General features: G+C 33.0%; 14 protein-coding genes and 6 pseudogenes. 12 read left to right on the forward strand and 8 right to left on the reverse strand.

The features are described from left to right. Window positions 1-140: 140 nt before the first annotated feature. Together JKF54_RS00085 and JKF54_RS06830 are read right to left on the reverse strand one after the other, a co-directional pair. Window positions 141-410 carry a hypothetical protein gene (locus JKF54_RS00085; RefSeq protein ID WP_211908070.1) on the reverse strand — a complete coding sequence of 90 codons (270 nt, stop codon included), beginning with the start codon at window positions 408-410 and terminating at the stop codon, window positions 141-143. 271 nt (window positions 411-681) lie between these two features. Next, window positions 682-1,590: pseudogene (locus JKF54_RS06830) on the reverse strand (IS5 family transposase). Between the two features lie 243 nt (window positions 1,591-1,833). Here JKF54_RS06830 and JKF54_RS00100 point away from each other — a divergent pair. The 5 genes and pseudogenes from JKF54_RS00100 (at window position 1,834) to JKF54_RS00120 (ending at window position 11,273) form a co-directional block, all read left to right on the forward strand. After that, window positions 1,834-2,300: pseudogene (locus JKF54_RS00100) on the forward strand (ankyrin repeat domain-containing protein). A 69-nt stretch (window positions 2,301-2,369) separates the two neighbouring features. After that, window positions 2,370-4,931: an ATP-dependent chaperone ClpB gene (gene clpB, locus JKF54_RS00105; RefSeq protein ID WP_211908073.1), complete on the forward strand. Its 2,562-nt coding sequence runs from the start codon at window positions 2,370-2,372 to the stop codon at window positions 4,929-4,931. A gap of 27 nt (window positions 4,932-4,958) precedes the next feature. Beyond that, the gene (locus tag JKF54_RS00110; RefSeq protein ID WP_211908075.1) at window positions 4,959-9,629 is read left to right on the forward strand and encodes an NAD-glutamate dehydrogenase; all 4,671 of its coding nucleotides are present in this window, start codon (window positions 4,959-4,961) and stop codon (window positions 9,627-9,629) included. Between the two features lie 5 nt (window positions 9,630-9,634). After that, window positions 9,635-9,925: a Sec-independent protein translocase subunit TatB gene (tatB, locus tag JKF54_RS00115; RefSeq protein ID WP_211908077.1), complete on the forward strand. Its 291-nt coding sequence runs from the start codon at window positions 9,635-9,637 to the stop codon at window positions 9,923-9,925. Beyond that, window positions 9,897-11,273 carry a PleD family two-component system response regulator gene (locus JKF54_RS00120; protein WP_007302914.1) on the forward strand — a complete coding sequence of 459 codons (1,377 nt, stop codon included), beginning with the start codon at window positions 9,897-9,899 and terminating at the stop codon, window positions 11,271-11,273. The genes tatB and JKF54_RS00120 overlap by 29 nt, the downstream gene beginning before the upstream one ends. A gap of 22 nt (window positions 11,274-11,295) precedes the next feature. On the opposite strand, the gene recO is transcribed toward JKF54_RS00120, so the two are convergent. Beyond that, window positions 11,296-12,024, reverse strand: a complete 729-nt coding sequence (recO, locus tag JKF54_RS00125) for a DNA repair protein RecO (RefSeq protein WP_211908079.1) — start codon at window positions 12,022-12,024, stop codon at window positions 11,296-11,298. A gap of 196 nt (window positions 12,025-12,220) precedes the next feature. Here recO and JKF54_RS00130 point away from each other — a divergent pair, with 196 nt between their 5' ends. Then, the gene (locus tag JKF54_RS00130; RefSeq protein ID WP_211908081.1) at window positions 12,221-12,769 is read left to right on the forward strand and encodes a hypothetical protein; all 549 of its coding nucleotides are present in this window, start codon (window positions 12,221-12,223) and stop codon (window positions 12,767-12,769) included. A 49-nt stretch (window positions 12,770-12,818) separates the two neighbouring features. Continuing rightward, window positions 12,819-13,034, forward strand: a pseudogene (locus tag JKF54_RS00135) (transposase); the annotation flags it as partial. Here JKF54_RS00135 and JKF54_RS00140 read toward each other — a convergent pair. After that, window positions 13,015-13,234 (reverse strand): annotated as a pseudogene (locus JKF54_RS00140) (hypothetical protein); the annotation flags it as partial. The pseudogenes JKF54_RS00135 and JKF54_RS00140 sit on opposite strands and share 20 nt — an antisense overlap. A gap of 79 nt (window positions 13,235-13,313) precedes the next feature. On the opposite strand from JKF54_RS00140, the pseudogene JKF54_RS00145 reads away from it, so the two are divergent. Next, window positions 13,314-14,458: pseudogene (locus JKF54_RS00145) on the forward strand (IS481 family transposase). Here JKF54_RS00145 and JKF54_RS06705 read toward each other — a convergent pair. The 3 genes and pseudogenes from JKF54_RS06705 to JKF54_RS06835 form a co-directional block, all read right to left on the reverse strand. Next, complete coding sequence (locus JKF54_RS06705) at window positions 14,380-14,697, reverse strand: RDD family protein (protein ID WP_211908082.1); 318 nt, start codon at window positions 14,695-14,697, stop codon at window positions 14,380-14,382. The pseudogene JKF54_RS00145 and the gene JKF54_RS06705 sit on opposite strands and share 79 nt — an antisense overlap. Beyond that, entirely contained in the window at window positions 14,582-15,154 is a 573-nt protein-coding gene (locus tag JKF54_RS00155) for a hypothetical protein (protein WP_211908777.1), read from the reverse strand. The genes JKF54_RS06705 and JKF54_RS00155 overlap by 116 nt, the downstream gene beginning before the upstream one ends. A gap of 202 nt (window positions 15,155-15,356) precedes the next feature. Continuing rightward, window positions 15,357-16,308: pseudogene (locus JKF54_RS06835) on the reverse strand (IS5 family transposase). Between the two features lie 382 nt (window positions 16,309-16,690). Here JKF54_RS06835 and JKF54_RS00170 point away from each other — a divergent pair. From JKF54_RS00170 to JKF54_RS00180, 3 genes are all read left to right on the forward strand, one after another. Beyond that, window positions 16,691-16,954 carry an OTU domain-containing protein gene (locus tag JKF54_RS00170; RefSeq protein WP_211908084.1) on the forward strand — a complete coding sequence of 88 codons (264 nt, stop codon included), beginning with the start codon at window positions 16,691-16,693 and terminating at the stop codon, window positions 16,952-16,954. 117 nt (window positions 16,955-17,071) lie between these two features. Beyond that, window positions 17,072-21,730: an ankyrin repeat domain-containing protein gene (locus JKF54_RS00175; protein WP_211908086.1), complete on the forward strand. Its 4,659-nt coding sequence runs from the start codon at window positions 17,072-17,074 to the stop codon at window positions 21,728-21,730. A gap of 90 nt (window positions 21,731-21,820) precedes the next feature. Continuing rightward, window positions 21,821-22,306, forward strand: coding sequence for a hypothetical protein (locus tag JKF54_RS00180; protein WP_211908087.1), 486 nt, complete (start codon window positions 21,821-21,823; stop codon window positions 22,304-22,306). Here the strand turns inward: JKF54_RS00180 and JKF54_RS00185 are convergent. Next, window positions 22,281-23,213 (reverse strand): Rpn family recombination-promoting nuclease/putative transposase, encoded by a 933-nt coding sequence (locus tag JKF54_RS00185; RefSeq protein ID WP_211908088.1) that lies wholly within the window; start codon window positions 23,211-23,213, stop codon window positions 22,281-22,283. The genes JKF54_RS00180 and JKF54_RS00185 overlap by 26 nt on opposite strands. Before the next feature lie 129 nt (window positions 23,214-23,342). Here JKF54_RS00185 and wmk point away from each other — a divergent pair, with 129 nt between their 5' ends. Continuing rightward, a complete protein-coding gene (gene wmk, locus JKF54_RS00190) occupies window positions 23,343-24,236 on the forward strand; it encodes a WO male-killing family protein Wmk (RefSeq protein WP_211908089.1) in 894 nt (297 codons plus the stop codon). Window positions 24,237-24,282 lie beyond the last annotated feature (46 nt).

Consider the following 24,282-nt stretch of genomic DNA (forward strand, 5'->3'; position numbering starts at 1 on the left):
TATATACCTATTATAATATACGTAAATGTATATTATGCAAAATATAAGCAAGGTTATGCGCTGCTTAAACTTCTCTAATTAGTGACACTCAACTATAAGAGTAGCTTGCATAGTAAAGAAGATACTTAGTATCTTCTTTACTATAGTTGCATTAGATTTAGATCTGATGACAACTCAGATAAATCGTTCAGCCCTTCCTGGAGCTGAGACGTAATAGAATTTAATTGATCACTAAATTTTACATCCTGTTCAAAGCTCCAATCACTTTCCCTACATTTACTCATGCATGCACTACGTAGTTCGTTATTATCCTGATGACTTTTAGGACATGCGCGTATGCAATGGTAATATTGTTTATAAGCTTCTTCTCTAGTATTATATGCAGCAGCACTTTTTGTATTACTTTTCATAATATTCTCCTTAATTAAAAAACTAGTATAATATTAACATGTAACTATAAACTTTATATTAAATATAGTATATCTTCTTTTCAGAATAACATAAAAAATCAAACTACCCATACCCTCTCCTAGCATTTGGTTAACCAGCAATCATTTATCGCTCTGCCGTAAGAAGTGTAGCCACTGCCAAGTATAGCCCTTCCCAGGCTTTGTTGAATAGCGAGTAGAGATGGGAGGCTTTGTTGAATGGCAAGGAATGAGGAGGAGTAATGAAAGGAATTTACGAGGCAAATTTAAAAATAGGCATACCTATATCAGTAAAGCTATTAATCAAATAGCATTTTAAAAGCACCTCTTGAGAGCGATTTACCTCAGATTGATTCTTAAAACTAAATCCAAATGTTTTTTTGAGCCTCAGGAAAAAACTCTCGATACGTGAACGTATTTCATACCTTGTCTTCTTTTTCCAGTGGGTAAGTTTTCCTTATACTAATGTTGTTGTTTCTTTCTGATAGAGAATCTATATTGCTGCAGATTTTTGCATTTTTTCTTGGCTTTATGATGGGTTTCAAATTGTATTGATTGTACAACTTATATAAATCATCTGTATCATAAGCTCCATCTGCACGCAGAGACTTAATCTTATAGATATCACCCATTTCCTTTAGTATTTTAGATGCTATCATGTGAAAGAAAATTAGTATATCGAATTGCTATTGCCTTTTTGCTGTTTACGTCCAAAGCAACATGTAGCTTTCTTATTTGATCTGTACCATTATATTTCCTTATCTTGGCGTTATCTTTGTTATGTTGAGTACTGTTACTATAAATATGCATTACAGTACTATCTATAGCAATTTCAATATTCTCTATGTCATTTTTATCTGTTCTGTGGTCACATAATTTCAAATTAAGTTTGACGAGAAGCTTGTGAATACTTGGAGATTCTTCACTATACTTTGTAAATATCCTTTTATAAATCCAACTGCTTGCCTTAAGCCTATTCTAAATAGATTAACGACTATATGTACTGCAATAACAACCTTATCGCTATAAATCTCCAGGAATTTTTTCTGAACTTTCGTACCAGTTTTCTATAGCTTCATCGATAAAATGAAAGACATTTCCTCTTTTTTCTAAAAATTGATTATACTCTTTAATGATTACTGACTTTCATCTTCTTTGGCATATACTCTACAAAATGTTCATTTCTTAATAAAGTAACCACTTTCTTTAGGTTTTCTCCCTTTTTTCTCCCATCTCTACTCGCTATGCAACAAAGCCAACTCGGGTTACCTTACTATGTTGTCAGCATCTTTGAGTAAGTAATGTTAATAAAAAATGAGTAAATGATCTATTTAATATTAAAAAGATGTTGAATATGGATAAATTGAGTCAAGATACAAAAAACAAGCTGCATTTTTAGTGGCTTATAACAGTAATAGTATGTATTATTGCTACCTATTACTACATGAAGGCAAAAGCTGCAGATAATTATAAAACGATATTACGCATTGCTTCTCAAAATTGTAACTTAGAAACTGTAAAATTCTCAGTAAAAAATTTATTAGATACTGATACACACATGCCTAAGTTAACTGCGTTACATTACGCTGCAGAAGGGGATGTTTAGAGATAGTTAGGTTTTTAATAGATGAGGGAGTTAACGTAAACATTATTAACAAGTATGTAAGCACAGCACTACATAATGCTGCATATTATGGTGATTTAAGGATTATCAAATTTTTGCTAGAAAAAGGCGCTAATCCTAACATTATAAACGATGATGGAAAAAAACCTAGAAATGTAGCTGTGTTAAGGTCAAGGCATAACAAAGATAAGCCCTATGATCAAATATTCAACCACTATGGATTGAAATCCATAGTGGTTGAATGCTGAATGACTTTAAGTTTAAAATTGAGAAAGTAGTTGTTATATATATCAGCAAGTATGAGTTAAATTTGTATTATGGACTTGAATAAATTTACCGAAAAAGCAAAAAGCCTAATCCAGAGCGCTCAAATGAAAGCATTGGGAGCTGGGCATCAGATTTTTATGCCTGAACATTTACTTAAAGTAATGCTTGAAGATGAGTCAGGTTTAGTTCAGGATTTGATAGGCACTTGTGGTGGAAATATTCAGAATATTTCTGATGCTGTGAGTAGTACAATTAAAAAGTTTCCAGTGGTTGGAGGACCAGGTAGTGGTGGACTTCAGCTTTCAAGAGAGGTAGCAAAAGTTTTTGATGATTCAATTGGTATTGCGAGGAGAAATAAAGACACATTTGTTACTGTTGAGCGGTTGTTGCAGGGCCTTGCTGCACAAAAAGATGAAATTGTAGGTAAAATTTTAGCAGAAGGTGGTGTAACACCGCAAAAATTAAATTCAGTTATTGCAGAAATGAGAAAAGGTGGCAGTGCAGACTCTCCAAATAGCGAGGAAAAATTAAATGCGGCAAAGAGGTATACAAAAGATATTACAGAGCTTGCTATGCAAGGTAAGCTTGATCCTGTAATTGGTCGTGATGAGGAAATCAGAAGAACTATGCAGGTATCGTTGAGGCGAACAAAAAATAATCCAGTACTGATAGGTGAACCTGGTGTTGGAAAAACTGCAATAGTTGAAGGTTTAGCAAACAGAATTGTTGCAAATGATGTACCACTTGGTTTGCGTGATGCAAAAGTTTTAGCTTTGGATCTTGGTGCATTAATTGCTGGAACAAAATTTAGAGGGGAGTTTGAAGAGAGACTAAAAGCAGTGATTAATGAGATTTCAAAAGCAGAGGGAAAAGTTATTTTGTTTATAGATGAGCTTCATACTTTAGTGGGAGCAGGAGCGACAAGTGGTGCGATGGATGCTTCAAATTTGCTCAAGCCTGCTCTTGCGCGTGGAGAAATTCGCTGTATAGGGGCTACAACTTTGGATGAGTATCGTCAACATATAGAGAAAGATCCTGCGCTTGCAAGGCGTTTTCAGCCTGTGTTTATTTCTCAACCGACTGAGACTGATACTATTTCAATACTGAGGGGTTTGAAGGAGAGGTATGAGGTGCACCATGGTATTAGAATCACAGATGGTGCAATAATCACTGCTGCAAAGCTTTCTAATAGATATATAACAGATAGGTTTTTACCTGATAAAGCGATCGATTTAATTGATGAAGCAGCAAGTAGGGTTAGAATTGAAATGGACAGCAAGCCTGAGGTTGTTGATGAGCTTGAAAGAAAGATTATACAGCTGAAAATTGAGTCAGAGGCTTTGAAAAAAGAAAGTGATGAGAACTCTAAGCAACGTTTAAAAAAGATAAATGAGGAAATTGAGAGTCTAAACAGTAAAATTGCTGACTTAAGCAGTAAATGGCAGATGGAAAAGAATAAAATAGCTAAAATACAAGAAACTGCTGAAAAATTGGATAACGCGAGGAAAGAGCTAGAATTGGCTCAGCGCAATGGAAATTTAGGAAGGGCAGGGGAGTTGATGTATGGTGTGATTCCTCAACTTGAAAATGAGTTAAAAAATCAGGAAAAAGTTACTGATAGTTTCCTAAAGAAAGAAGTTACTGAGAGTGATATTGCAAATATTGTTTCAAAATGGACAGGCATTCCAGTTGATAACATGATGCATAGTGAAAAGGAAAAGCTCCTTAACATGGAAAATGAAATAGGAAAAAGAGTAATAGGGCAGAGAGATGCAATTGAAGCGATAAGTAATGCAGTAAGGCGCTCCCGTTCTGGTGTTCAGGATACTAATCGACCTTTTGGTTCATTTTTATTCTTAGGTCCAACCGGAGTTGGAAAAACAGAGTTAGCAAAATCTCTTGCCGAATTTTTGTTTGATGATCAATCAGCACTTCTACGCTTTGATATGTCAGAGTATATGGAAAAACACTCCGTTTCAAAGTTAATTGGTGCGCCTCCAGGATATGTTGGTTATGAACAAGGTGGCAGATTAACCGAAGCAGTAAGAAGAAGACCATATCAGGTAATTTTGTTTGATGAGATAGAAAAGGCAAATCCAGATATATTTAATATATTACTGCAGATTTTGGATGAAGGTAGACTCACCGATAGCCATGGCAAATTAATTGATTTTCGCAATACCATACTGATTTTAACTTCTAACCTTGGCGCTGAGATAATGCTAAGAGGAACTACCGAATCTGTGAAAGATGAGGTGATGAAAATAGTTAAGTCAGCGTTTCGTCCAGAATTTTTAAATAGACTGGATGAAATTATTATATTCCACAGCTTAACCAAAGATGACATTGATAAAATTATAGATGTTCAATTCTCTTATTTACAAAAGATGCTTGCTAAGCGTAAACTGAGTATTAGTTTATCGCAAGAAGCTAAAGAACTAATAGCACAAATTGGATATGACCCTGAATATGGAGCGCGGCCTCTGAAAAGGGTAATACAAGAATGCATTCAAAATAATCTAGCTAAGTTAGTTTTATCGGGGGAAATAGTAGAAGGAGATGAACTAATGGTGTATACTTCTGGTAACGAAATCTTAGTTAAAAAGATCTAGATTCGCTGTGTATTTTTGTTTTGAAAAATGTGTATAAATCATAATGTTAATGTTGAGTCTTTATTTAAGCTAGTTGATCAAGGGAATAAAAAAGAGAAAGAAAAAATTAAAGAGTTTATACAGTACTTTTATAATTTTGTTTATAATAGTGACCTAAAAGTCAACGATAAATTTCTTTTATACATTGCAGAAGATGCATACAACTTCATTCTTAAAAAAGAAAAAGAAGAAAGTAAATTGGCAGTAAGTAATGTAAATGATATTTCAGGAATAGAAGGCAATTTCACTATAATTAAAATCACAAATTATGACATGCCCTTTTTAGTGGATTCTGTCATTTCCACTATTAAGTCACACGGTTTAACTATATGCTATTATAGTAACAGCATAATTAATGTTCAAAGAAAAAATAGCCTAATAGATAAAATTCATCTTTTGGAAGAAAGTAATGGAATCAAAGAGTCAGTAATATATGTAATTATTAAAGGCATAAGTGGTAGCTTTGTTGATACACTAGAAGAATCTCTACGAAAGACGCTAAAAGCAGTTAACTGCGTTGTAAAGGACTGGCAATTGATGCTCAAGAAGCTTCTTGAGCTTCCGGCATTGGATGCTGGAGGCAGAGATTTTCTAGCTTGGTTGAAAAATAACAATTTTGTATTTTTAGGTTATCAAGAATACATTACTAATAAAGAAGGAAAGCTTGCTCTAAGTGGTAAGGAGAGCCTCGGGTTAATGAGAGCAAGTGAAGAGTACCAAAATTCATCAATTTCTTCTGAAAGCTTGAATTCTTTATACATACTAAGATCAGACCTAATCTCAATAGTTCATCGGCGTACCTATATGAATTGTATAGGAGTGAAAGAATTTAATGATCAGGGTGATGTAATAAGGGAACAGCATTTTTTTGGGCTATTTACTTCTATAGCAGAAGTGCAAGATATTCGAACTATTCCGTTAATAAAGGATAAGGTTACAACAATAGAAAAAAAGGCAGGATTTGTTCCTGGTGGCCATAACAATAAAGCTTTAATTTCCATTTTACAGGCATTTTCTTGTGACGAATTATTCCAATCAAATGAAGACGAGTTATTTGAAACTTGCACCTCGATCATGTCTCTTGCGATTAGACCAAGAGTCAAGTTATTTTTGAGAAAGCTAGGGAACTGTATTAGTTGCATAGTACTGATACCGATGCGTTATGCTAGCGCTAGGCTAATGTTCAAGATACGTGATATATTGAAGGATGAAACAAGTGCAGGAAGTTCAGATATTTATAACAATCACATTATCAATGAATATGATCTGATGAAATTACATGTAGTACTAAAGGCCAAAAATGCTAGCGTTCTTGATTATGAAGTTTTGCGTATCGAAAACAAATTAAGAAACATTACGGAAAAGTGGGAAGATCGTTTTATAGACAATTTATATAATACTTTTAGCACTGTTGAGGATGTATTCATCCGCTATTCCAATGCATTTCCGGTAAGCTATCAAGAGAATTTTGAACCTCATGATGCATATTACGACATGAAAAAATTGGAGATAGTAAGGAAGAAAGGAGTAAGTGAGGTTGATTTGAGACTTACTTGTGACAATCTTAACTATCAGTTAAAAGTTTATACTCCAAGCAATGGTGGTCTTGAATTATCAAAGATATTAAAAATTACTAAGAATTTGGGAGCAAAAATTCTATCTCATAATGGTTATTATATAGAAATCAATGGTGGAATATGGATACACCACTTTGTGTTGTCAAGAGTCGATGAGTTAATAAGTGACATTACTCTGAAAGAGCAATTTGAAATAACGCTTGCAAAAGTGTTCAACAAGGAAATTAAAAATGACTATTTCAACAGTTTGATCATTATTGCTGGGCTCAAATGGAAGGAAGTACTTCTTATTAGGGTGCTAAGTGCCTATCTAAAGCAGACGTTATTTAACTATAACCCAGAATATATCCAAAAAGTGGTCTCAGAGTACCCAAAAATAGTGAAATATCTGATACAGCTATTTCGTGCAAGATTCAATCCTAATATAGATATTGATAGAGCAGAAACTACTAACATTTTCCAGGAAAAAATTGAAGAACTACTAAAAGAGATCAGCAACGTTTCACATGATTACGTTTTGCGTTCGATATTTAACTTGATAATGGCAATTTTGAGAACCAGTTATTATCAAGATGATAAGCCATACTTATCTATCAAATTTGATTCAAGTAAAATAAATGGTTTACCTGATCCGCGCCCATACCGTGAATTGTATGTTTATTCAAACCTTTTTGAGGGAATACATCTAAGAGGAGGGAAGTTGGCTCGTGGTGGTTTGAGATGGTCGGATAGAACGGAAGATTTTCGCACTGAAGTTTTGGGACTCATGAAAGCCCAGATGACAAAAAATGCGGTCATTGTACCTGTTGGCGCAAAGGGTGGGTTTGTAATAAAGCAAGTTTATAAAGACAAAAACATTTTAAGGGAGAAAGGTGTTGAATGCTATAAGAATTTCATCAGAGGAATGCTTGATATTACTGATAATGTAGTTGATGGCAAAATAACTCCACCAGAAAATGTGATTAGGTATGACGAAGATGATCCATATTTGGTAGTTGCAGCAGATAAAGGCACTGCTTCATTTTCTGATTATGCAAACGAAATATCCTCTGAATATAACTTTTGGCTCGAAGATGCATTTGCATCTGGTGGATCAGCAGGTTATGACCACAAAAAGATGGGTATTACAGCAAGAGGTGCATGGATTGCAGCACAACGCCATTTTTGGAGAATGAATAAGGATATTTACCAGGATACAACTGTTATTGGAATTGGAGATATGGCTGGCGATCTATTTGGGAACGGTATGCTGCTTTCAAGAAATATGAGTTTAATTGGAGCATTTAATCATATGCATATTTTTGTTGATCCAAATCCTGATGCGGAAAAGAGTTTCGTGGAGCGTAAACGGCTCTTTGAATTACCGTTTTCCACTTGGATGGATTACAATAGAGATTTGATTTCTCATGGTGGCGGGATATTTGAACGTAGTAGCAAACAAGTAGAAATTTCTCAAGAAATGAAAAAGTGCTTTGATATAATGGAAGATACATTATCTCCAAATGATTTGATTCGATATTTGCTCAAGGCAAAAGTGGATTTCATATGGAATGGAGGAATTGGCACCTTTGTTAAGGCAAAAAGTGAAAGCCATGGCATGGTTGGCGATAAAGCAAATGATGAATTAAGAGTAAACGGTCATGATATTAGAGCTTCTATGTTTATAGAGGGTGGCAACCTTGGTTGCACGCAGCTTGGAAGGGTAGAATACGCTAAAATAGGTGGGTATATCAATGCAGATTTTATTGATAATTCAGCAGGAGTAATATGTTCTGATCTTGAAGTTAACATCAAGATTGCTTTTGTTGCAATTATGAAAGAAGGGGGAATTTCCTTGGAAAAAAGGAATGAAATACTGGCTAGCATGATAGATGAAGTTGCATCTAAGGTACTTGAAAATCATAACAGGATTGAAACAAAAGCATTGCTTCTTGAGTGCTTGCAAGCTAAAGAAAAGTTGGAGCAGCACCATAAATTATTACTCAGTTTAGAAAAATCTGGGCTGTTAAACCGAAGCGTAGAATTTCTTCCAACTGAAGAAGAGATAGCAAGGATGTTAACTGGTGCAGAAGGTTTCAGTTCTCCTCAGCTCTCTGTTCTAATGTCTTATGCTAGAACAGGAATAAAAAATGAAATTATACATTCCGATCTGTCTGAAAAAGATCTTATATCTCATAACTACTTGCTAGGTTATTTTCCTAAAAAGATGGTAATAAAATTTAAGGATTCCATATTGAAACACCAACTTCGCAGGGAAATTATTTCTACTTGCATTGCAAATGATGTAATAAATAAGATGGGCTGTATATTTATTAATAACTTGGTTGAGAGTACTGGAATTAGAGTACATGAAGCAGTTAACATATATATTGTTGTGAATCACCTATATAATTTAAATAGCCTTTGGCATGAAATTGATGAATTGGATGGCAAAATTGATGCCGATTTGTATTTACAAATAGTGAGAAATGTACAAAAATTTATTGGTAGAGTGTCATTTTGGTTAGTAAAAAATCTTGGTGAACTTAATCTTACAGAACTAGATGATGTTACAAAATTTAGGGGTACAATTGAAACTTTAGGCCATGATGTTTTAGATGATCGCCTGTTAAAGATCTATAATCATGGATTAACCTCTTTGGTAGAGCTTAACATAAATAAAGATCTAGCAAAAAAGGTTGCTGATTTACGTATTCTTATTTATGCGCTGGACGTTATATCTATTGCTGAACAGACATCTTTATCAATCTTTGAAGCTGGTAGAATATACTTTAAATTAAAGTCGCTGCTAAGGTTTGATATGATTAGAACAATTGCTGTCAAGATTAAAAGCCATTCTTCTTATTGGGATCGCAGCTTAATTAATGATTTATTAGATGATTTAAGCAATTATCATCATAAGCTAGCTGTTAAAGTTATAAAAGCTACTGATAATCATGTAGATAAGGTTCAAACTTGGGCTCTTAATGATAAGGATTATATAGAGCGTTACAATAGCTTTTTAGATGAGATGGTTGCTTCTAAACTTGATTTAAGTAAATTAATACTCATAATCAGGAGAGTTAAAGTACTTGCTTCATAGGAAAAATGTTTAATATAGGTCTTTCAGAAATTTTAGTTGTAGCTTTAGTGAGTATAATTGTTTTTGATAAAAGTAAAGTACCTGTATTTCTTAATCTTATTAAAAATATATATAGGTATTTCTGGGTTGTAAAATCAAGAGTTAGGAAATTGTTGAAGGATACCGGAATTAAAGAATTATATGAAGGGCATAACGTTGAAAAAGTCAATTACATAATTGGTGAAGATGGCAAGCTTTATCCTACTTACAATTTAGATAGTACAAAAAATGACAGCAAAAATCCTAGTAGTAGATGATATACCATCTAATGTTAAGCTTTTGGAGGCTCAGCTAAAAGCAGAGTACTATACAGTTATTGTAGCTTATGATGGCGAGGAGGCGATAGATTTAGTAGCGGAACAGCAGCCAGATATTATCTTACTTGATGTCATGATGCCAAAAATGAGTGGTTTTGAGGTTTGTAAGAAGCTAAAGAATGATCCCTTAACGACTTATATTCCAATAATTATGGTAACTGCGCTGCATGACACTCATGATAGAGTGGAAGGAATTAATGCTGGTGCGGATGACTTTCTAACTAAGCCGATAGATGAAACTGCTTTATCTGCAAGAATTAAGTCTCTTGTGCGCTTAAAGATGATAATAGATGAGTTGTGCTTGAGAGGAGAAACTAATGCTGAGATTGGTGGAGTAGCAGAAAGCAGTATTATGGATTATTCTAATCAGATTTTTGATGCTAACATACTTGTTGTAGATGAGGACACCTTTCAAGCAGAGCAGATACACAATGTTCTAAAGCAACGCTTCAGATCAATTAAAATACTGCACGATCCAAAAGAAGCATTAAAGGTTGGTATTAAGGATAATTACGACCTGATTATTTCTGACATGCAGTTTTCAAAAACTGACGGCCTACGGTTGTGTTCTAAGTTTCGTAGTAAAGTGGAAACACGTTATACACCAATTCTGATCCTTTCTGAAGATTATGATAAAAGCAATTTAGTAAAGGCACTTGATGTAGGTGCTAATGATTATTTAACAGTACCTTTAGATGAGAGTGAATTAATAGCTAGGGTTAATTTGCAAGTGAAACGCAAAAGGTATCAAGATGCCTTGAGAATGAATTTATTTAATAATGTAGAAATGTCTATAAAGGATCCATTAACTAACTGTTATAATAGAAGATATTTTGATGCACACTTAAGAAATATTGTTAAGGATTCTGTGGAAAAAGATAGAAGTTTATCTCTTATGATACTTGATATAGATTATTTTAAGATGGTGAATGATAACTTTGGGCATAATGCTGGAGATGAACTTTTAAAGGAAATACAGAAAAGAATTTCTGAAAATATCAGAGTGACAGATTTATTAGCTAGGTTTGGTGGTGAGGAATTTGTTGTTGTAATGCCAGATACCAATGTATCAGATGCGTATACTATTGCAGAGAGAATAAGGAAAATTATTGCCAAAGAACCTTTTATACTTGTGGGTAAAAATACAACCCATAATGTAACTGTGAGCATTGGAATTTCAGCAATGCAAAGATCTGACCTTGATGATGTTAAAAAATTTATAGTACGTGCTGACAAATATTTATATAAAGCAAAAAACAGTGGTAGAAATAGAGTGGTTACTGGTTGAAGTTCTTTCAAATAAGTAGTAACTAAGATTCAAATGATAGCATAAAATTTCTCAACTCCGGAAATTTCGCATTTAACTGCAGAAATAGATATTTATTTAAAAAATACCCTGTAATTTTTAACCCTAGTCTGAATTCTTGATATGAGTAGCTATTTTGTAGGTTGTTATTGTATACATCATGCAACATCTGTGGAAAAGGTAGTAATTTATCTGCATAACAGTCACCTACTTTTTTTGACACTGCTCTACCAGTTTTTGGAGAAATAAATTGTAGATTTTCTTTCACACCTGTTACAGCACATTTTGATAGGTCTAACTTAAATCCAAGTTGCGTAAGAAGCAGAAGCTCTAAGTTAAGGTAATGACTTTGCCAAAACTGGCTATTATGTTTTATTACATCGATGAAGTGTCTAAAATTACCATACAACTTGATGCAGGATTCACTTTCTGGAAGCACTTTTTCTAATATAGACGAGAAAGAAACAATAGCAATGCTTTTTAACCTATCTTGAAAGAAATGATGAAATGGAGATTCAATCAATTCGCACTTTAAAAAACCTAGATTTTCAGGTAGCTTAGCACTCCATTCTGCATGTAATAGATTACTTATTTGAAACTTATAATTGCTATTGTTTGTTAACCTAGTTAATCCTCTGCACTTTCCATGATTTTTTGTAAATAGAGAAAGAATTAAATTTTTATCACCGTATTTTTTAACAGCTATAATAACACCTTCATCTTTCCATCTCATTTAGAGTATATTGACCATATGATATTATAGAGATAATAAAATTAGTGTAGCAAATTTGAGTTTAAGTCAACTGAAATATATTGACTTTATGTGCAATATTAGCTTTAAACCAGTAAAACAAGCTGCTTAACATATGCGCCCTCTCTATTTTAATTATATTCTTCTTTTGTTTCTATGTTGTTTTTTGCTTTTTTCAATGAAAGCCCAAACGGATGATTCGTCAGTTATTCCTATACCACAAAGAAAAAAAGAATTAGTTGAGTTAGTACAACCGAGGCAAATTATTGAAATACAGGAAATTGATGAGGATATTCCAATTCCCAAAAGAAAAAAGGGTGTAGAAAGAAAACTAAGAGAAGGCATTAAAGAGGTGAAAAATGAAATAAGAGATAAGAAAAATATTGAGAACAAAGATGATGAATTGGCTGTAACAGAAATTATTAATTCTATAAGGGATAAACTGACAGAGTGTTGGAGCATTCCTGAGGGCATAGTTTATAAAGAAAGTTTTAGTATAAAAATTAACTTATTATTATCCAGTAAAGGCGAGATCGTTGTAGCCAACGTAGCAGATAGTAGTTCTTATCAAAATAATCCTCTTTTTAGATCAGCAGCAGATAATGCAATGCGTGCAGTATATAAATGTAGCCCGTTAATTGGCTTACCTGCTGAGCAGCATCACATTTGGCGCGAAGTCACGTTAGATTTTATTGTACCAAATTTGGGAGAAAAACCCTGGACTTAAAGTCCATCCTTTTAAGAATATAATTTTAAGGTGAAAAATCTCAAAGAATGTGGAATATTATAGAAAAAGCAGTCACTCTGTATATGTATCACATAGTGTGGATAACAAAATATCGATATCCAGTATTAGTTGGAGATATTGAACAGAAAGCTAAAGAAATTGTACAAGAAGTATGTGCAAATAATCAAGTAGAGAGGTAGAATTGCGTCAACATGTATACGTTTCTGTACCCCCATACTTAAGTATTAGTAAGTTAGTGCAGTTATATGTACTAGACACAACTTAATCTGACAGGTGAGAATTAACTTACAGAAGAATTGAAAACTAATATCAGTCTTTTGTTTAATGTTACTAATATTTTTCTGAAAAGCAATTTGTTTGCTATCAAGAAAAGTTTGCATAGGCATAGCAATATTTGCCTGAATGAGGCCTTGTCTCATTGTAAGAACGCAGCCAATGATCAACTCTGTAATAGTTTAGATTTGATCTGACAAGCAAACAAAGTAAGATAAAAATATAAACAAGTTTTAAAGGAGTGTCAGATATGAATACAACACAAGAAAAAATACTAAAACCAAAGTTGGGATTGCTAGAACTTGCAAAGCAATTAGGAAATGTATCACAGGCGTGTAAAGTAATGGGATATTCAAGGGATACATTTTACCGCTTCAAAGAACTGTATGAAACAGGAGGAGAAGAGGCTTTACACGAGATAAGCAAAAGCAAGCCATTGTATGCAAATAGAGTGTCGGAGGATATAGAAAAAGCAGTAGTTGAAATAGCAATAGAGTTTCCAGCATACGGACAAGAAAGAGCAGCAAACGAACTGAAAAAGAGAGGAATTCTCATCTCTGCAAGTGGAATAAGATCAGTGTGGCAAAGAAACGATCTTGAAAATTTTAAAAAGAGGTTAAAGGCATTAGAAGCAAAAGTAGCTCAGGATGGTATCATTTTAACAGAAGAACAGATAACAGCTCTAGAAAAGGCTAAGGAAGAATAAAGAGGCCCATGGAGAAATTGAAACAGAGCATCCAGGATACTTAGGTAGCCAAGACAGTTATTATGTTGGTAATATCAAAGGTATTGGACGAATTTACCAGCAAACCTTTGTTGATACCTATTCCAGAGTTGCTTTTGCTAAGCTTTACACAGAAAGGACTGCTATCACAGCTGCAGATCTTCTTAATGATAGGGTAGTACCGTTCTTTGATGAACAGAAAGTATCATTGCTACGTGTTTTGACGGATCGTGGTACAGAGTATTGTGGCAGACCTGAAAATCACGTTTACCAGCTATATTTAGGGGTAGAAAATATTGATCATTCTCGAACCAAAGCTCGTTCTCCACAGACTAATGGCATATGTGAAAGGTTCCATAGAACTATGCAAGATGAATGTTACAATATTATCTTTAGAAAGAAAATTTACACCTCTTTGGCAGAACTTCAGTTAGACGTAGACCATTGGGTGCATTCTTACAATAGATCTAGACCACATTCAGGTAAATATTGCTATGCCTATGCAAACCTTTTTTGATAGTATGCATATTGCTTATCAGAAAAATATTAGTAACATTAAACAAAAGACTGATATTAGTTTTCAATTCTTCTGTCAGATCAAGTCTAAACTATTACATGTTGCTACAGCGCGTCTAGTTATTTCCACATATACACAGTTTAATCTTGGGTAGCATTCTTCAGATCTATAATCCATTACTACTGTTTTTGCAATTTTATCGTAGAAAAGCTGTTTACGTTGATCAAATATTATAGGTATAAGCATTAGGACCAATACTGGTGAAATTAAAAACCACTCATAAGTATCGAGAAATACAAACAAAAACGTCTTGAAAGTGCTTCTTATTACTACTTGCATAAAAGCAATGTTTTTCAGTGTGTTTGCATCCTTTATGTATATACCAAATAGCAATTTTCCTGGAGTCCAACCAAGTCTTATTTATCATTAATACTTCTAATGCTATATATACTAAACTTGCTAGTAATGTACCTAAGTCTTCTAATATTTCATATCGTTTTGATATGAGTTCTGTATCAATGTCAGTATCAGGAAAGACATAATTAAAAAAGTTAGTAAGAGATTCTTCTGGTAATATAAATGAAATTAATAAAAAAAAGAATGAACAGCAGACTAAAAATATTGTTTGGTCAACTAAATACGCTGCAATACGTTTAGTAACTTTTGCATAGTTCATTCTAACACCCATTTGTGTGTACCCAACACCATTATCTAATGTTATTATGTTAGTGCTTAAATAATAGTAAAATTGCTGCTGATTGAGAGCATGAGAGATATTTACGTTTATATAGAAAACATGGGTTCCTTTAGCATCATAAAAATCTTGAATGTTTACTTTTTTAAAAAACATAAAAACATCGTATATTTGTGAGAACAAGCCGCGTAAAAATAAGGTTATAAAAATAGAAGATTTAAATTATTTCTATAAGCTTGAGCAAATTAGTTCGTATGTAGATATGGATGAAATGGGCTAATATGGCTAGTTTTAGTGTATAGCAAAGTCAGAATGGCTTTGTTGCATAGCACTGATAGGCATGTAAATCACAGTGAATTTACGCAGCTAATTTAAATTTAGCCATACCTATATCAGTAAATTTGTTCAATAAGTAGCACTTAATTAACAGCTCTTTTTCACGATTTACCTCTGATTTATTTTTCAAGCTAAACCCAAATATTTGCTTCAACCTATAGAAAAAGACTTCAATATAAGACCGTGCTCCATACTTAACTTTTTTCTTCCATTCATTAATACCATCTTCATAATTCTCATATGACCTAATTCTACTAATATACTTGTTTCTTTCTGATAAGTAGTCAGCTAAACAAATTTTAGTATCCTTCCTAGGGCAAATAATAGGCACAATATTGTATTTTCTGCATTCTTTATACACACTTTTTATATCATAAGCCGCATCTGCTCGAATAGAACAAATGTTATATTTATCACTGACTTCTTCTAACATATCGCAGACCGGCAAATAGTCTACAGCAACACCACTAGTGTAGTTCATGCTTATTGCTTTCTTATCATTTATGTTTAAAACAACATGTAATTTTCTTACTTGACCATAACCACTGTATTTTCTTTTTCAAATATTAAGCTTACTATGCCCACCGTTATTATTGTAGATACTAACTCTAGTGCTATCTACGGCAATTTCAACATTTTCCAGATCGTCTTTATTGCTTCTATGGTCATCAATCTTCAAATTAAGCTTTTTAAATCTTCTGGAAGCTTGTGTATAGCTGATAATCTTAAGTTTTTTGCCTATTTGTACCATATAACCTTTTACAAAACCTACAGCTTGTCTCAAGCCAATTCTAAAAAGATATGTGTATTAAAATTACAACTTTATCACTATAAGTGTTATTGCCACCTGCAACTTTTGGACTATTTTCATACCAATTTTCTATGGCTTGATTAACAAAATGAAAAACATTTCCTCTTTTTTTGAGAAACTCGTTATATTCTCTTTGGTTACTTACTCTCATTTTTTGTGGCATAAGTTGTACTTGTTTGAAAAATGCCTATTTTACAACAAAATGCGTTAGTAGCCATATATTAAAAAGCTTTTCTTCTTACAATAACCTCAACCAACACTAGCTATGCAACAAAGCCATTCAGAATATAAAAAAAGTTCGTATGGTACACTTGGTAGACCAACGCATTCCAAGAAAAACTCTTCTCTCACTAGATGATTTTGGGTATTGAAAGTAGTGATATCATTTAGTACATTGCAGTAAAAAAAATAGAAGTGTTTTTGCAAGCACTGGCTTTAGTTTTAAAAATACAAACTAAAATAAAATGCTAAAAAAGTTCTTGTTCTGCTGATTTTATTGACCATAATGTAGCAATATTCAATATAACCAATACTGGGGGGTTATTATGTTCAACGCATCATGTTCTGTAAATCGTGCAGAGAAAAATCTAGGACCCTTTAAGCAAGAAGTTAGGTCAACAAAAGCAAAAAGAAAAGATATACTACTATCCAGTAATCAGCAAATATTAAACCTGCCAGAAGGTTTTACAATAGGGAAAGCAATTGAAAGAGGGGATTGTTTCTTTGATGCAGTTGCACAAGGACTTAAGCAATTAAATCCTGGAACAAACTTTACTGTGAAATCTTTGAGAGAAGTTTGTAGGAAGTAAGCTTTAATTAGTCAAGAAATGAAAGAAAAGATTATAGCAGATGCTAGAAACCGTCAAGATTCTACAGTAATACTTCCGCAGCCTGGTATTAATGATGATGAATTATGAAATGCTTACTTGGATAGCATAGAATATACTGTTGAAGATATAGAAAAAATGAAGAGCACAAATCTACCCTTGCATCAAGCATTAACTGGCTCAAAGTATGGAAGTACATTACAAGCTCCTATATGGGGTAGGGTTGAGATTGAGGGAAGTATGATTTGTAATGAATATAATATTAAGCTGCATGTTATTGAAGATCTTCATATATGTGGATGGTCAGGGTATCTTATTGATGAGTTAACATACAAACCTGTAAGTACAGATTATAATGAAAAAAATACTATACATATAATAAATAAAGGAGGTTTCCATTTTGAGCCAATCTTGAGCGAGACACTATTAATAAGAGAGTTTACTAATATTATAGAGGATTCTAGTCTTCTAGAAGATAGAAAGCTTGAAAAGCTGAAAAGTTTTTTTAAGGTATATCCGAGTCTAAACGTTAATTTTCAGGTGAATCAATATAATGATACACCGCTACATATTGCTGCTTGTGTGGGAGAATTAAAAATTGTTAGGTTTTTGCTAAAGATAGGAGGGCAAGTTGATGTTTTAAATGGAGAGGGAAAGACTCCTATAGATATTGCTAAAGATAATAACAGAAAAGATATCGCTAAGATACTGCAACCACTTATTTCATATGAAGAAGTTGATGTACCGGGAGATGGCAGTTGCTTATTTTGGTCTGTTGCTTTAGCTTACTTAACTCCCGTAAAATTTGATGATTATGCCTTCCATGAAAGGTTTAAAGAATTATTTACGAGCGACCATGATGTACATTCAATTCAAAGGCTAATGCAGAGTAATGCAAATATTTATGAAGATAGTGTAATGAGGCAGTTGGTAACGAAGACATTTCGTAGTGAAGTTGCTGATGCAGTATGTTTCAGCCAAAGAAGATTTGAAAATAAGGTTGAGATTATGGATCTTTTTGAGAGTCAAAGTGGAAGTTATTTTACAGGAGGTACCTTTAAAAGAGAGTTTGAATATGAATTCGGTGCTGAAAAAATTAAGCAGTATAATATTGATATTAGTAAACTCCAACCCAATTCTTTTGATAAAAGTGCAGTAAAGGAAATTTGTACTGAACTTAACAAGATAAAAAACCGAAATGAAGTTCAGGAATTTATATTTGACACATACTTAAAGTGTATGGAAATGCCTAAAGCTTGGGGTGGAAAGCATGAAATAAATACAATGTCTGATCTACTAAATACAGCGATAATAGTGTCTGAGAAAGGTTCAAAAGATCATATATACAATGAAGAGAAAAAATATTGTAATAAAATACGCTTATCCTACAAAGAAGGTAATCATTATCAATTTTATCAAGTAAAGTATTCAAATTTGATGAAGTTTGTTCTGAGTTTCATTCAATCATTTGAAACGAGACTTATTATATATGACGTACTTGCGAGTACACTGAGAGAGGGGAACCAAATGTTTTCTGATGGAGTGAGCATTAATAGGTTTGTGCGAAGTATTTTTGGATGTTCAATGAATACAGATGACTTGGCAATATTTGGTATGAGGGCATCTTTGAGAACAGGTAATGTAATAAAAGCGACAAAAAATTTTATTAATCTATCAGACTTAATAGAAACATTTAATGAATATAAACTGGGCTTTAGAAAAATATTAGTAGATGCTGGATGCAATATTTTTCAAAGTTTTGAAATGCAGTTTGAGAAAATGGGTTTCGATCATATTTCAAAGATAGCAGATGATATTGTAGATAAGATAATCGAATACTACATTCAGAAAGAACACAATGGAGATTTAAGCTATATAGGGATAGCTGAAACCCTTGTTCTAAGTACATATTTGCAAGAGGTGACTGCGCAGTATGGAGAAATAAGTTATAACCTTAAAGATTTATATGAAAGTATCGGAATTGCAGAAGGCAGTGAAGGCTCTTTTATCTATTATAGAAAAAGAAGTGAAGATAAATCTAGTAAGTATGGTTATCGCCGTTCCCTTATGGGTGAAAAGTCGAAAAGAATATATGATAGAAGATATATCAGAGTAAAAGCTACAAACGCAGAACTTGAAAATTATGTGTATACTTTAGATGCCTTAAATGTACAAGAGTTTAAGGCTAAAGTGGAGCAGGTATTTTATATTGTCAATAAAGAAATCCAAATGCCAAGCAAAAAAGTAATTGAGGATCTTATCGTAAAAATTAAATCTCATATTGAACAAGAGGTAAGCGTTTTAAGCGAGTATATCTTACTTTTCTGTCAAGGATGCAAACAAAGTTTAGATATGAATATGAGATACTTAGTTAAAGGAGAAGGAATAAGAAAAGGCAAAAAGATAATAGAAAGGACTGAAAAAAATAGTGATGTTATATATTTGATGGAAAACAATTTAAAAACAATTCCAAATTTATCTTATTATCTAAAAGTAAAAGAAGCATTTGTAAAGCATGCTGAAACAGTCGCTCAAGACTATAGCAACCTACTTGAATCAGAGCATGATAATGCAGCAAGATCTAGGAGTTTTCGGTCTAGTATAAAAAGATTATCAAATGTAAAAAAATTAGGATTTCTATTTGGGCAAATGAATTTTCAGGATGTATGTGATCCAGTAGAAGAATTCACTGGAAGGCAAGAACAAATAGATGAGATATATACAAAATTGCAGGGGGGAGAGGTAATAATAGTAGGTCCATCTGGTATTGGTAAAACTCAATTAGCTAGAAAGTTTGTTGAAGAAAACAAAGGAGCTTATCTTCATGCCTATGAAGTAAGTACTCAAGATATATTATCCATAGAAAGTTCTTTTAATTACCTTGTTCGAGATAGGTTAGCCATGTTTATGAAAGGAGAGGAAGGTAAAGGAAAGAAAAAATGCCTGTTCCTTTTTCAGGGAGCTAAAAAAGAAGATGTAGAGAAGATTTTAAAGATCAGAGGTCAAAGAGGTGGTTTTGATTGCTTGTTTACTTCTTCTGATCAAGATTATCAAGATATAGCAGAAGTATCTTTAGATAGTCTTGAAGAAAAAGAAGCTGTACAACTTGTCAAAAGAATTTTAGAGATAGCAGATAGATCGCAAGATGAACAAATAAAAGCACTCATAAGAAAACTCAAAGGTTTTCCATTAGCTATAAACCTAGCAGCAGCGTGTATTAAAAACAAAGGATCAAGCCCTTTGAGAGAAGCATTTGGAATTTTTGAATATTTAGTACAGTACGAAAAGTTTGATCAGAAACTTCCACTAAACACTAGGCAAAATGAATACGATAGGATATTGCAAATAACATTACTACTTTCGATGGAAACAATAAAAGAGATGTGTTCTGGAGAGAAAATTCTTGAAATTTTAAATACTATAGCTTATTTTGGTCATAGTGCAATTGATCCAAGTTTATTTCTTGCCTGGATTAAATGTGGGGATGAACTATACTCCATTTTCGAATTGCTAGAGCAGTATTCCATAATTTGTGCAAAAGAGCCAGGTAAATACAAGGTTTATATCATGCATGAATTAATAAAAAAAGTAATACGTTCACAGTTTACCATAGATGAGGAAAAATACATATTAAGTTGTATAATAAAATTGGTATCTGAAACTGAAGGAGGGTTTTTAGATGTAGTTCACCTCTTATCTTTGTTTGATCATGGTCAAAAATATGACTATCTAATAGAAGAAAATAAGAATTTTCCTTGTTTAATTTTAAGTGGCTTAAATGAGTTATATGAGTATCAAAAAGTTATCAATCTCACGTCACAATTATATCAATTACTTGCTGTAGATGATAGATATTCAAGATTAATTAAATATGAGTTTGCCTGCGCGCAAGCTGGTTTGGGACTATATGATAGAGCGTTAAAAATCTTTCTGGATTTAAAAAAACTCGAGAAGGTAAATGATACACTTCCTTCTCTTACTTTGGATAAAAAAATACTTTCTACTTATCTCAAACAAAAAAATTATAAAGAAGCATTGTCATACGTTAAATACAATAACTTTATAGTCAATAGTTTATATGGCGAAGACATCATGGAACTTATGGAAGAACATCTAGATATAGCAGTTATTATAGCTGAAGTATTTGTGATGCAAAAAAGATATACTGATGCACTTACAACTTTGCACTATGTAAGACTACTGAGAGATGAAATTTTCCTTAAAATAGGTGATTTTAACTCCGATGATGATCCTTATCTTGATCCTTCCGAGATGTATGAATTTTATAATTTAGATACAAAATATATCTATGCCCTAGCATATTTCTTTATGGTTCAAGAAAGAAAAAAAGTAACTATAAATGAAGAAGAGTTATCACATAAAGAGGATTTACCTCGTGAATTGAGTATACAAGCTTTATTTAGGCATCTACAAGATGTTCTAATAAATCAAGAAGGTAGTCAGTACTTACAACCGGCTCCTTATTTTGTTGAAATAGAAGTAGAAAAAGTCATTCAGAGGAAATTAAGAGAAAAAACATTGCGATATTTTGAGGAAGTACTGAAGCTACAAAAAAATTATGGATTTTTAGATAATCATCCTAACGTACTATCTGTGAAGTTTTATATAGCTGTTTTACATAGCTGCTTAGAGGATAAGGAAAAAGCATTACAAGAACTCCAACAATTGCAAGAATTACAGGAGAAAGTGATAGGAGTAAATCATCCTGACACTTTAGGAACTGTAAATGCTATATAAGAATTATTTACTGAAGGTGAAGACAAGTTAACATATTTAAGAAATGAGATAGAAAAAAGAGAATCGCTCTTACAATTTGAAAAATCTGATTTGAATGCTAAGGGTGTCTCAATCTTAAAAGAGCTTTATGTAGAAAAAAATAGCGAAAGTTTTTCTTCAGTATCAAGTGAAGAATTACTGCTAGGAAATAAAAGATTCTTAGATGCAGAGAGTACAAAAACTAAAAGGAGAAAAATGGATAATCAGCAGCAAGTCTCAGAGTTGCAAGATTGTACTTTACCAGGCTCAGTGAAGGGTCAGTGTATATCACCTAAAAGAAGAAATTTGGAAAATATGAGAGTGACATCTCTAGGTGGTCAGAAGACTGTAAATCTATCACTAGACAGAAAAGGATCACTCATTGAGCTGAAATATAAACTGAATCATTATGACGATCAAATACAAAGATTTATACAATGGGAAAATAGCAATTTGAAAAAGTCACAGCGACCAATATCTTCACTTAACAGCATTACTGTAGAACCTACGGATAATAAGAGCCTGAGAGGAGTTACTTCTGCTGGTCAAGTTGCTTAATTTTATCTAAGGAAAGGCCAGTGATTTCAGCGATAACATCAATAGATACACCTGCCTTGAGTGAGTTTTTGGCCACAGCTATTTTAGCTTGTTTTTCGCCCTCTGCTATACCCTCTTCCTTACCTTCAGCTCTACCTTTTTCTTCGCCAATTTGGATGCCTTCTTGTCTACCTTTTTGAGTAGCATCATCAAGTTTTTGTTCCAAGATAGCAGCTTCTTTCTGTAAATCCATTACTCTTTCTTCATAAGCTAGGAGATCCTTCTCATTCCAATGAAACTTATCTAACTCATCATATGCTAACTTTATTATCGGTGATTTTTCTGCTATTTTTCTTAAATCTTCATCAGTTGTTTCTTCTGCATACTTAAAGAAAAAGCACCATCTCTCAACAGTAGTTTCCAACTGCTCTACTTTGCTTTTTGTAAATTTAGGTAGTTCAATAAAGACAAATTGAAAATCTTTTAAATAATGTCCGTTAGTCTTTATATCGCGTATATTATGAGTGGAAATATAATAAACATCTGAAGGAAAAAGAGTACTATTAGAAATAGCAATAAAGAATACTTTCTTAAAATCAATGTAATTACCAGACTGTCTTGAGTAAGCCTTAGCAGCATAGAGTTGAGCGCGTTTTTCAAAGCCTTTATCACGAGCGAGCTGCATTTCCGCAATATACCTATTTCCGAGAGAATTCTTACAGAGGACATCAACAATGCTTTGTTTATCAGAAGCAATCTCAGGGTTCATAATAGTGCTGAGAAACTCAACATCTTGAATAGAATTGACTCCAGTAAAGCCTAAGATATCATTGAGAAAGTGAATAAGAATGTCTTTATTTTTTTCAGTACCAAAAATACGGCGAAAAGCTATATCATTGCGAGCATCAAGGAACTTCGAAAGAGCCATGAGAAAGTAAGATAAAAAGCATTGATCATTATACACAATTGTGAAGAAATATTCAACTAAAATTCAAACATAGAAAGAAGCATCCCTTTTGTATATCTTTATTTGGTAGTATTAACCTGTATAATATTTATGACAAACATCTCGATAAGGTACCAGATAGCACAAAAAGTAAGGAGCTGGAGGTTAAAGAGAAAATATACTCTAAAAGACTTAGTAGACAAAACAAGCATAAACTATCATACATTAATAAGATACGAGCAAGGAACATGTGGCATTCCAACTGAAAAGTTAAAAATCCTAGCAGAGGCGTTATCAATTCCTATTAGAAATCTCTTTCCAAGACGAAAAGTACTAAAAGAAGATAGTTGTTTCGACAAAGTCAAGACCGAGGAAATGTATAATTTCATAGAAAAAACAGGAGGACACAAAGCAATTTATGCATTTGTCCGAGCTGAAGAAGAAAGTAATATAAAAGCAGCAAGAATAAGAATTGCAAAAGGTCTAGTTAAGGCGGGGTTTGCTACTGAGATTATCTATCGAGCAACAGGCTTATCAATTGAAGAATATGCTGATAAAGAGAGATACGAGCCAAACAGAGGGCAAGAGATCAAGAAGTGGAGAATAATCAGAGGATATACACAAGAAGAGTTAGCAAAAAAGCTTAATGTGGGACCCTCGCAAATACATCATTATGAGCAAGGTAGCGTTACTCTTTTAAGTGAAAGGTTGTGGGAGATAGCAAGAGAATTATCAGTGAATGCTGAAGATCTGATAAAGGAGTACAAAGAAAATGATTGCGAAGGAGAAAGTGAATTATTAAGTTTGGCAAGGGAATATAGAAAAATTGACAATCAAGAATCACGAGATGAGCTAAATATATGGGTAGAATTTTTCTTGCAAAGAAAGCAAATTTACAAAGAGAAGATTGATAAAATAGAGGGAATGAAAGTTGCAAATAATTTACTTCAGTTAGGTTTTTCTACTGATGTTATTTCTAAAATAGTAACAACTTCTTTTACATAAAGAATTAATTTTCAATTAGATAAAATAAGTATCTATTAATATCTTA

It is taken from the genome of Wolbachia endosymbiont of Spodoptera picta, from assembly GCF_018141665.1.
Classification (GTDB): domain Bacteria; phylum Pseudomonadota; class Alphaproteobacteria; order Rickettsiales; family Anaplasmataceae; genus Wolbachia.

Bases quoted from the DNA above. Each gene is read 5' to 3' on its own strand.
- JKF54_RS00085 (WP_211908070.1), bottom strand. From the start codon at position 410: ATGAAAAGTAATACAAAAAGTGCTGCTGCATATAATACTAGAGAAGAA.
- clpB (WP_211908073.1), top strand. From the start codon at position 2,370: ATGGACTTGAATAAATTTACCGAAAAAGCAAAAAGCCTAATCCAGAGC.
- JKF54_RS00110 (WP_211908075.1), top strand. From the start codon at position 4,959: ATGTGTATAAATCATAATGTTAATGTTGAGTCTTTATTTAAGCTAGTT.
- tatB (WP_211908077.1), top strand. From the start codon at position 9,635: ATGTTTAATATAGGTCTTTCAGAAATTTTAGTTGTAGCTTTAGTGAGT.
- JKF54_RS00120 (WP_007302914.1), top strand. From the start codon at position 9,897: ATGACAGCAAAAATCCTAGTAGTAGATGATATACCATCTAATGTTAAG.
- recO (WP_211908079.1), bottom strand. From the start codon at position 12,024: ATGAGATGGAAAGATGAAGGTGTTATTATAGCTGTTAAAAAATACGGT.
- JKF54_RS00130 (WP_211908081.1), top strand. From the start codon at position 12,221: ATGAAAGCCCAAACGGATGATTCGTCAGTTATTCCTATACCACAAAGA.
- JKF54_RS00155 (WP_211908777.1), bottom strand. From the start codon at position 15,154: ATGTTTTTTAAAAAAGTAAACATTCAAGATTTTTATGATGCTAAAGGA.
- JKF54_RS00170 (WP_211908084.1), top strand. From the start codon at position 16,691: ATGTTCAACGCATCATGTTCTGTAAATCGTGCAGAGAAAAATCTAGGA.
- JKF54_RS00185 (WP_211908088.1), bottom strand. From the start codon at position 23,213: ATGGCTCTTTCGAAGTTCCTTGATGCTCGCAATGATATAGCTTTTCGC.
- wmk (WP_211908089.1), top strand. From the start codon at position 23,343: ATGACAAACATCTCGATAAGGTACCAGATAGCACAAAAAGTAAGGAGC.